Origin of the sequence: Streptococcus sp. 79 (assembly GCF_013277425.1) — a bacterium.
GTDB classification, from domain to species: Bacteria; Bacillota; Bacilli; order Lactobacillales; family Streptococcaceae; genus Streptococcus; species Streptococcus pseudopneumoniae.
The window spans coordinates 1-8,425 of record NZ_VMMW01000079.1; the positions used below are offsets into that span (position 1 = coordinate 1).

Annotated in this window: 9 protein-coding genes; 1 reads left to right on the forward strand and 8 read right to left on the reverse strand. The window is 35.8% G+C overall.

Going from position 1 to position 8,425, the window contains the following annotated elements; all coding sequences use genetic code 11:
* On the forward strand, nucleotides 1-636 hold a 636-nt coding region (locus HT729_RS09500), incomplete at its 5' end, for an XRE family transcriptional regulator (protein ID WP_172931961.1).
* 67 nt (nucleotides 637-703) lie between these two features.
* Here HT729_RS09500 and HT729_RS12610 read toward each other — a convergent pair.
* From HT729_RS12610 to HT729_RS12475, 8 genes are all read right to left on the reverse strand, one after another.
* Nucleotides 704-982 carry a hypothetical protein gene (locus HT729_RS12610; protein WP_000712965.1) on the reverse strand — a complete coding sequence of 93 codons (279 nt, stop codon included), beginning with the start codon at nucleotides 980-982 and terminating at the stop codon, nucleotides 704-706.
* Nucleotides 983-1,122: 140 nt separating this feature from the next.
* Nucleotides 1,123-1,755 (reverse strand): ABC transporter ATP-binding protein, encoded by a 633-nt coding sequence (locus tag HT729_RS09510; RefSeq protein ID WP_023934537.1) that lies wholly within the window; start codon nucleotides 1,753-1,755, stop codon nucleotides 1,123-1,125.
* Between the two features lies 1 nt (nucleotide 1,756).
* Complete coding sequence (locus HT729_RS09515) at nucleotides 1,757-3,772, reverse strand: DUF1430 domain-containing protein (protein WP_172931962.1); 2,016 nt, start codon at nucleotides 3,770-3,772, stop codon at nucleotides 1,757-1,759.
* Nucleotides 3,773-3,874: 102 nt separating this feature from the next.
* On the reverse strand, nucleotides 3,875-4,171 hold the full coding sequence (locus HT729_RS09520; RefSeq protein WP_172931963.1) for a lactococcin 972 family bacteriocin: 297 nt from the start codon (nucleotides 4,169-4,171) through the stop codon (nucleotides 3,875-3,877).
* Nucleotides 4,172-4,786: 615 nt separating this feature from the next.
* Nucleotides 4,787-5,428, reverse strand: a complete 642-nt coding sequence (locus tag HT729_RS09525; protein WP_000087002.1) for an ATP-binding cassette domain-containing protein — start codon at nucleotides 5,426-5,428, stop codon at nucleotides 4,787-4,789.
* A 4-nt stretch (nucleotides 5,429-5,432) separates the two neighbouring features.
* Nucleotides 5,433-7,634 (reverse strand): ABC transporter permease, encoded by a 2,202-nt coding sequence (locus HT729_RS09530; protein WP_000221426.1) that lies wholly within the window; start codon nucleotides 7,632-7,634, stop codon nucleotides 5,433-5,435.
* Between the two features lie 6 nt (nucleotides 7,635-7,640).
* Nucleotides 7,641-7,934: a hypothetical protein gene (locus HT729_RS09535; RefSeq protein WP_000748217.1), complete on the reverse strand. Its 294-nt coding sequence runs from the start codon at nucleotides 7,932-7,934 to the stop codon at nucleotides 7,641-7,643.
* A 164-nt stretch (nucleotides 7,935-8,098) separates the two neighbouring features.
* Nucleotides 8,099-8,272 carry a PhrA family quorum-sensing system peptide gene (locus tag HT729_RS12475; RefSeq protein WP_000544605.1) on the reverse strand — a complete coding sequence of 58 codons (174 nt, stop codon included), beginning with the start codon at nucleotides 8,270-8,272 and terminating at the stop codon, nucleotides 8,099-8,101.
* Between the last annotated feature and the right edge of the window lie 153 nt (nucleotides 8,273-8,425).

Consider the following 8,425-nt stretch of genomic DNA (forward strand, 5'->3'; position numbering starts at 1 on the left):
TATAGAATAGAGATTGAACAAAGTACTTTTCTAACACTAGAAGACCGAACTTACCTTGAATGGATTAAAGCTATTATTGACTTCTATCAATATGACAGTAAGTGTGAGGCTATTTCTTCATTGGAAAATATATTATTAAAAGTCTCTTCAAATACTCTGATTTATTTAGAGGCCTTGAATACTCTATCTAATTTCTATTCCTTAGTGGGTCGTGAACAAGAATATGAGGCAAACTACTCTCATTTGATGGAGTTATATCAGACAAAAAATTTTGAGCATCAAGAGTTTTTATTTGGCTACATCAGAGTTCGTTACAATTACGCTCACTACCTAGTATCAAAGGAAAAATATAATGAAGCCATCCAAGAAGCTCTTGAGACTATCGAACTCTGTAAAGAGAGGCAAACAAGTTACCAACTAGCTCCCCTGCTCGTTCTCGTTGGAAATTGTGGAACACAATTCCTTGGCAAAGAACAAGTCAAAAATTATTATATAGAAGCAAGAGAGCTATGCAAGATTTATAACAATCCTTTCTCTGTGAAAATTGCAAGTTTTTCCCACCTTTTCTCAATACTGAAACAACATCTTTCCAGAACTTCAATAATTTCTTTTTGTGTTAAATCATTATTTAACTAAATCTTTGGAGGCAATACGTTTTCAAAGCTACTTTTTACCATAGATTTTGAGCCTTCAACACAGATTACTAAGCCAAAAATGCTCTAAATTTTTGAAATTCTAACAAATGCCACTCAACTTCATCATCATCTTTGACTTTCACAATATCTTCCTCAAAATAACATGGAATAAAGATAGTTTTCTTTTGAAACGGTTGTAGGAGGAAAATCTCTCCTACACTATTTTTGATTCTGAGAGAAAATTGCAAAATATCATCTACCAAACTTTCAATTATTAAGATTTTTTGCAGTTTATCTGAATTAGAATCGCAAGGCTTCTCAATAATATAATTGTCGAATTTTTTCATTCTAACTTTCTCTCCACTATTTCTTCCTTTATCAAGAAAAAGTTACCTCAATATTCATAAAGTACAATTCTAAATTAACTCCAATTATTGATTCATGATAATATTTCGATAACTCATCGTGCAATTAAAAACAAGGATTTTTATTTCAGACGATCCATCGTGAACACTTCATCAGCCATCTCCCAAATTGCCGGATTATGTGTTGCGATAATGATTAGCCTATTATCATCTCGAAGAGATAGCAAAATCTCCATAATCAACTGAGAGGTTGCTGGGTCTATTGAAGCTGTTGGCTCATCTGCCAGAATAAAGGGTGGATTCTTTAAGATAATTTTTGCCAAGGCAACCCGTTGCGATTCTCCGCCCGATAACTCAAAGATGCGCTTATCTAGGTCAAGATAAGCCAGGCCGACCTGTTCTAAAGCCTGCTTCTGCCTCAACCGCTGTTCCGACCGACTCAACTTTTGACCAATGAGACCTAGCTTAAGGTTTTCTTCAATACTTTGGTTTTCAATTAAGCCAAAGTTCTGGAAGAGGTAGCCCAATTCGTGACGGAAAAAATCACTCGATTTATAATTGGCCAAGTCTTTACCTCGGTAAAAAATCGTCCCATCATAAGATTCTAATTTCCCAATCATGTTCATCAAGGTTGTTTTTCCGCTACCACTTGAACCAATTAAGGCATAGACTTTTCCAGCCTTAAATGTCATTGAAAGATTCGAAAATAACTCTCGTTCTCCAAAAGATTTACTCACCTGTTTAAGTTCAATCATATTAACCTCCCTTCAAAACAAGCATGGACATCTTGTTTTCTTTCTGCATTTGGACATGTAACTGTAAAAGAGATAGACCAGTAAAGAGTAACAAGACTAAGAAAGCAACTACTATCTCTACCTGAAGAAATACACTCGCAACAAATCCCAGTAAAAACACACCCAGTTGAGCAAAGAGATAAGTGCGATGGATTTCTAAGAACCTGAGACCTGCAATGCGTTTGATAAAAATGGCACGTCTAAATTCTTCAAAGTAGAGCCTATTCATAGTGTTAAACAACAAGATTGAAGTTGCAATCCCAAGCACAGCTCCTGCTAGCATTACCCAATGTTCCCTCTGGATATTATCCAATAATGTGATGTAGTTGTGGTAACCTGTTTGCATTTCTGAGACCCAATTTTCAATGCCTTGTCTCTGGATAAGCTCCTGGGCATCAGACAATTGATTAAAGAGAACGTAGTTCTGTACTGCGTCTATCCAAAACAAAATGGACTGTGGACCAGTTGATTGGGGTGTTATAACAATGACGATCGGATCTTTCAAAAACTGCTGGTAAGAAATAGGGGTTGTATTATACACAAATCGATCCTGACCTGATTCCAAATAACCTACCGTAGCAGTCATTTGCTGTCGTTCATCTTGACTAGACATGCGACTGGTTAAGTCGTCTTCAAAAACAGATTTATAATGTTCTTCCTCTGAACGGAGGTGTTCAGGCAGCAATAAGACAAACTCCCCTACATCAAGGTGATTCATCTTTTGCTCAATAGTTGTATCTACAGGAATGTTTTGACGCTCCAAGTAATGCGGTGTGACGATAAGGACATTGCCATTCGGGCTGTAATCGTGCCATTCTGTAGAGGTTGTCAAGTTTTTGGAGGAAGCCATGCCATTTTGCAAAGTACGGTCAATTAACTGGTGTCTAGATAAGAAAGCCTTTTGTTCTGAAACAGCCAGATCCATCAATTGATACCAAGTTCTGAGTTTCCTTTGAGCTTGTTCATCAAAACCAGGACTCGTTCCTTCACGGCTGATTGATAGGGTAATCAGTTGTCTTTCCTGACTCCAAACCTCTTGTCCAATCCGATGCTGTTGCCAGGCTTGGGAATACTTTAAGCTACTCCCTATTCCCAGCGTTACAATAATAATCGCTAATAGTTGACCGATTAAAATCAAACTAATGATTCCTCTGACAGGCACTTGCCCTTTTATAATCTGCATCAGGTGTATCTTTTTTATCCCAACTGCGAAGAGTTGAGCGAAAAACAGGGAGATCGACAACAAGATGAGATTATAACTGAGCAAGCCTTCTCCTATGGTCATTAGGGATTGCGTTGGAAGCGACAGAATTTTTTGCATAAGAATGGCGAGCACGCCAGCTAAACTGAAACCAACAGCTATCCCTTTCAAATCCTCACCAACTGGTCTAAGAAAAATGGACCACCGTTTCTCTCCTGAAATGAGGCGAATGCCCGACGACCGTAATTGGCTAATTTGACTAATTAAAGTCAGTGCTCCAAAGGTTAAGATGAAAATCAATAAACTGATTAACTGAAATCCGTTACTAAAGATAGCCATTAACGTAGATAGTTTAGATGGAATTGTCAGGTGCATTTTAGTCAAGCCAAGTTGACTTAGCTCCTCCTTTAGCAAGTGAATATCTAGGTGTCCATCGAATACAAAATAGTTTGTTTCAACACTACTACTTTGAGCATCTTCTAGTTTTTTTTCCTGAAGCCCATCAGGCAACTTTCCGTTCCCAAAGGTCGTATAAGAAAACACTGGAGTACCTTCTGAGTTAGGATCTTGGTGTTGAATCGCAATAAAGCTATCCGTTTCTTCTGCTAGTTTTTCCAAGCGTGTAGAAACATGCTGAAAAGTTGTTTCAGGGGAAGAATCACGTACAACAACGTTGGGGTAATAATAGGAGACATATGTATCAGTCCAAATGGTAAATACCCAAACAAAGAACAAACTAGCAAGCAGGTTGGATATGAGTATAAATAATTTTTTCATAGTGCATTCCTTATTCTAAAACAGAGGGCAGAAATACCCCTGACCTCTATAAACTAACAAGCTTACTAAACTATTGATAAAAGAATCTTCTTCAATTATTCTTTACCATCCCGCATCAAATGTAATTTGCTCCCCAAAATTTGTATTAACAAACGCATAGGCCGCACTACGTGCTCCTGCATAAACTGTTTTTTGATTGTCACGTTCATTACTTCCAACATAGGCCCAGTGATACTGTGAACCATGATAATAATTCGAAAATGCTCCCCAATTATATGGATCATGATGGCCTCCATAGGTCCACTCGCCACCACGGTGAGAAACTGCCAAAACAGGAAGAGCCAAATTAAATGCCAAAACGGCAAGGGATGATGCAACTACTTTTCTAAATTTTAACATATTATTCCTCCTCTGAATGAAATATTATGAAAATGAGCGAAATGCAACTACATATTTTAATTAGAAATCTCAGTCTGAATTATAGTATCCTATTTTTTCCTCCTTTCTAACTGCACGTTCCTTTCTACAGACAGAGACCTAATTTTATAAACCAATCTTAAATACTTTAGATTTTGTCACTCATAATTTTCAACAGTTGGTTAGCTATGAAAGCATTTTATCAAACATCTCCATTTGACTATATTTCTATACTTTTTCTTCCTTTCTCTGTGAAAATCGCAAGTTTTTCCCACCTTTTCTCAATACTGAAACAACATCTTTCCAGAACTTCAATAATTTCTTTTTGTGTTAAATCATTATTTAACTAAATCTTTGGAGGCAATACGTTTTCAAAGCTACTTTTTACCATAGATTTTGAGCTTTCAACACATATTACTAAGCCAAAAATGCTCTAAATTTTTGAAATTCTAACAAATTCCACTCAACTTTATCATCATATTTGACTTTCACAATATCTTTCTCAAAATAACATGGAATAAAGATAGTTTTCTTTTGAAACGGGTTCAGAAGTAACCGTATCAAGTGCTAATAATGCTTGAGTTAATTTACAAGAACCTACTCCAGTGAAATGATCCTATCACATTGCCGTGCTTGCTCCATGTTATGCGTAACAATCAAAATTGTTTTACCAAATTGATCTCTCAAAGTTCGAATCAAATCGAATGCTTTTTGAGACATTTCAGGATCTAACGATCCGGTTGGTTCATCTGCTAGGACAATATCTCCGGGCTTTAAAATAGCTCTCACAATCGCAATTCTCTGCTGTTCACCTCCCGATAATTCATTGACTTTACTATTTAACCGATTTTGTAGACCAACAAATTCTAGCGTTTCCTTGATTCTCTGCTCTTTCTCCTGTCTAGAGAAATTCGAAAAAGTCATGGCAAGCATCAGGTTATCTTTCACACTAGATGTAGAAATGAGTGCATTGGATTGAAAAAGATAGTTGATGACATTCCTTCGATAATGAACTGCTGATTGCGAATTTACCTTAGGCAAAACTTTTCCGTTGATTAGGATTTTACCACTGTCAACAGTATCCAATAGTCCAATCATATTGAGGATAGTCGATTTTCCAGAACCAGAAGGTCCTACTAAAGCTACAAATTCATTTTCCTCAATATCAAAGCTTAAGTCTTTGAAAATTTCTCTTGAACCAAATTGTTTTGATACATTTTGTACTGAAATTCTAGACATGAGATTACTCCTTAAATGATTGTATGATACTCTCTCCTTCTTTACGGAACAAACTGAAGTAAAGAAGCATTATCTGAAAAGCAAATGTAGCTAGTGTCATGACTATTCCCAACTTAGAACCCACCAAGATAGAAACGATTAGTTCCATCACAGAAAAACTAATAATGAGAGAAACCACACCAATATATCTTTTCCATGGTGAGAATCCCATAAAGTATTGAACATACAATTTTTCTTCAAATAACAAGCGGTACATTAAGACAAAACTCCAGAAAATAGCCATCATCGTAATGATGATAATCGCTATAATCGTGCCGAAAAGATAAAATGTATAACTCAGATCTTTTTGAAGACCATTGATAAAGTTCTTGACAGTTGTAAAACTCAACCGATTATCCGTTAAATCTGGAAATTCTGTTTCTAAAACGGACACTACCTGTTCCATTGTTTCCCTATCACGAATCTTCAAAAGACCATTATAGCCGCTGACAACTAAGTTTGCCGACTCCATGAAATATAGATTCTCTGGTGTTGAGACAAAAATAACTGGATTCTCACTAGTTGTACCATAAGAAATGGAATCTGACCAAGTAAATATTGGTCGAGACGGTTGGTAAACCTTGAACATAAATTTCGGATTTTCTGTGAAATTAGTTTGTAAATCTCCCGGTTTTACAGTGACACTTTCCTGTAAATAAGCCTTCATCGCCTCAAGTTCTTCTGTATTGAGCGTGTTAGGTAGAAGATAAAGTCGAGTACCATTCCTCATCTCTAGCAACTCCTCATCACTTAGGGGAATACCTAACTCTTGCAGGTAATTATAGGAGAATTTCAAATACCAAAATGGTTTTTTAGGGACATGTTGGTATGTCCCATAGACTGCATCAAGGTACTCCTGATTAAGAAATTTTCCTTGGGCAATATAGACACCTGGAAGCTCAGATATACGCTGGTAAAAGTTATACATACTACGCTCAAGGGAATTTGTAGTTCCTGCATATGTACCTACATCATCTCCCTCAACAAAGCTGGAGATAACGTACATATCTTCAACATTTTTCCACTCCCTAGATACTTTCATATTATCAATAAACTGATTCGTTGGAGCATCTAAAGAGTAACTGACTGCGATTAACAAACCAGCTACCAAGGTATAGAATAACAAGCAGGTTACCATTAAAGGCTTCATTGGTAATCGTTTATGAATTGCGGCTAATGGAGAAACCGAATAAACAATAATCGTTGGAATAATGAATATCAATAGTAGCAACAAGACTGAGAGGCTGACTCCAGCAAAAACTAGAATAAACGATGATAAACCAAAACTAGACCAGCCTGACAACAACCAACTACATAAAGAGATAATTGGAATAATGTAGATTGAAAATAGTAGAGAATTTTTGAAAAAAGCAGACCATAATTCTTTTCTATCCCATCCTAAAAGAATCAATGTTCCGAAATGTTTAAAGGATTGAAGAACACAGATTAAGAATAGAATCAGTAAAATGAAGGCATTTACTAAGATGCTGATAGCAAGTATTATTCCCCAAATTCCCTGATCAGTACTACTTCCAAAACTTTCTTTTGTCAAATCCTCAACAGAAATACCTGACATCTTTGAAAGATGCAACAGAAAGTTATCTCTTGAGACAGCATCGTGGAGACCATTGATATGGTATATCCCATTGATCGTATTAGTGTTTTGAAAAGTATAATCTAATCGTTCAATGACTACAGGTGTGCTAAATAATAAATCTGGAAGCTCGTAAAGCATATTATTTGAGCCTTTGTCAAGTCCAATAGTCATACTATTATCACTATGAGATAATAAATCTGCAAATTGTTGTTGTGAGACTACTATTTTACCCGTACTTTCAAAATCTGAAAAACCAGCAGAGCTGCCAAGGATGTCTATATAAATCCTATTTAGACCTTCTCCTGTATCACTACTTTCAGAACGTTTTGTCCATATGGACAAGTCACTCTGTTCTAAAAAATAATTAAATACATCTTGTGATTGCTCTTCTGTTAACTTCTGAAGATAAACTGTTACAGTTTCGGAATGATGATTATAACTCTGCCATGACTGTTGATACTGTAAACCTGCTAAAAAAATTGCCACCAGAGCAAGTAAGACACTCTGGATGGCAATCAAAAACAGGATTAAGTATTTCATTTTACCTAATAACATGTTTTTGTATGTCATAGGTACTTACCTACAATTCCAGTAACATTCAGCTGTAGCAGTTCCGATGAATTTAGAAACACGTGCTTCTACTCCAGGTGATTGCCAGCCTGAGAATGCCCCGTTAGCAGTTGCTGAGTGTTCGTAAACACTAGACTGAACATTTGAATAGCTCCAAAGGCCAGCAGTACGACCATAATCCCAATAAACTGCAGTACCTTTATACCAAACTGTTGCAGCTGAAACAATCGAACCACCTGCACCAGCTAAAGTCAGTGCAAGTAAAGATGTTGTAATTATTTTTTTTATGCTTTTCTTCATCGTAAAGCCCTCATTTCTTTCACTTAAAATCTAACAATAACAATGACTGCATTTAGAAATATCAACAAATCATACCCTAGTACATCGGAATCCCTTCTTTCTAATTAAAAATTAGATAAAACAGAAATACTATATAGTTAATAGTATTTTCATCATTTAATCAACTAATCAGCCTTCCCAACATCAAGACCATTGGACTTCTTTTGCGATTGCACTCGAATCTCCAATTGTTTATTCTTCTGAATAAACTGTTGGTAAGGAATTGTATTACTAAACATAAAAACACCTAGCAATGCAAATGTAACTAATTTTTTAATTCCACGTTTTTTCTCATGCAATGAAACCCCTTTCTTTTTTATTCTAACAGATATATTTTATTTAGTCAAGTATTTTTATGTAATTTTTAACTTTTTTTTGTTTATTACCATAAAGAATTATTTATTCCTTTAACTTGCTATTTTGAACTAAAAACTTTATAATGAAATTAAGCA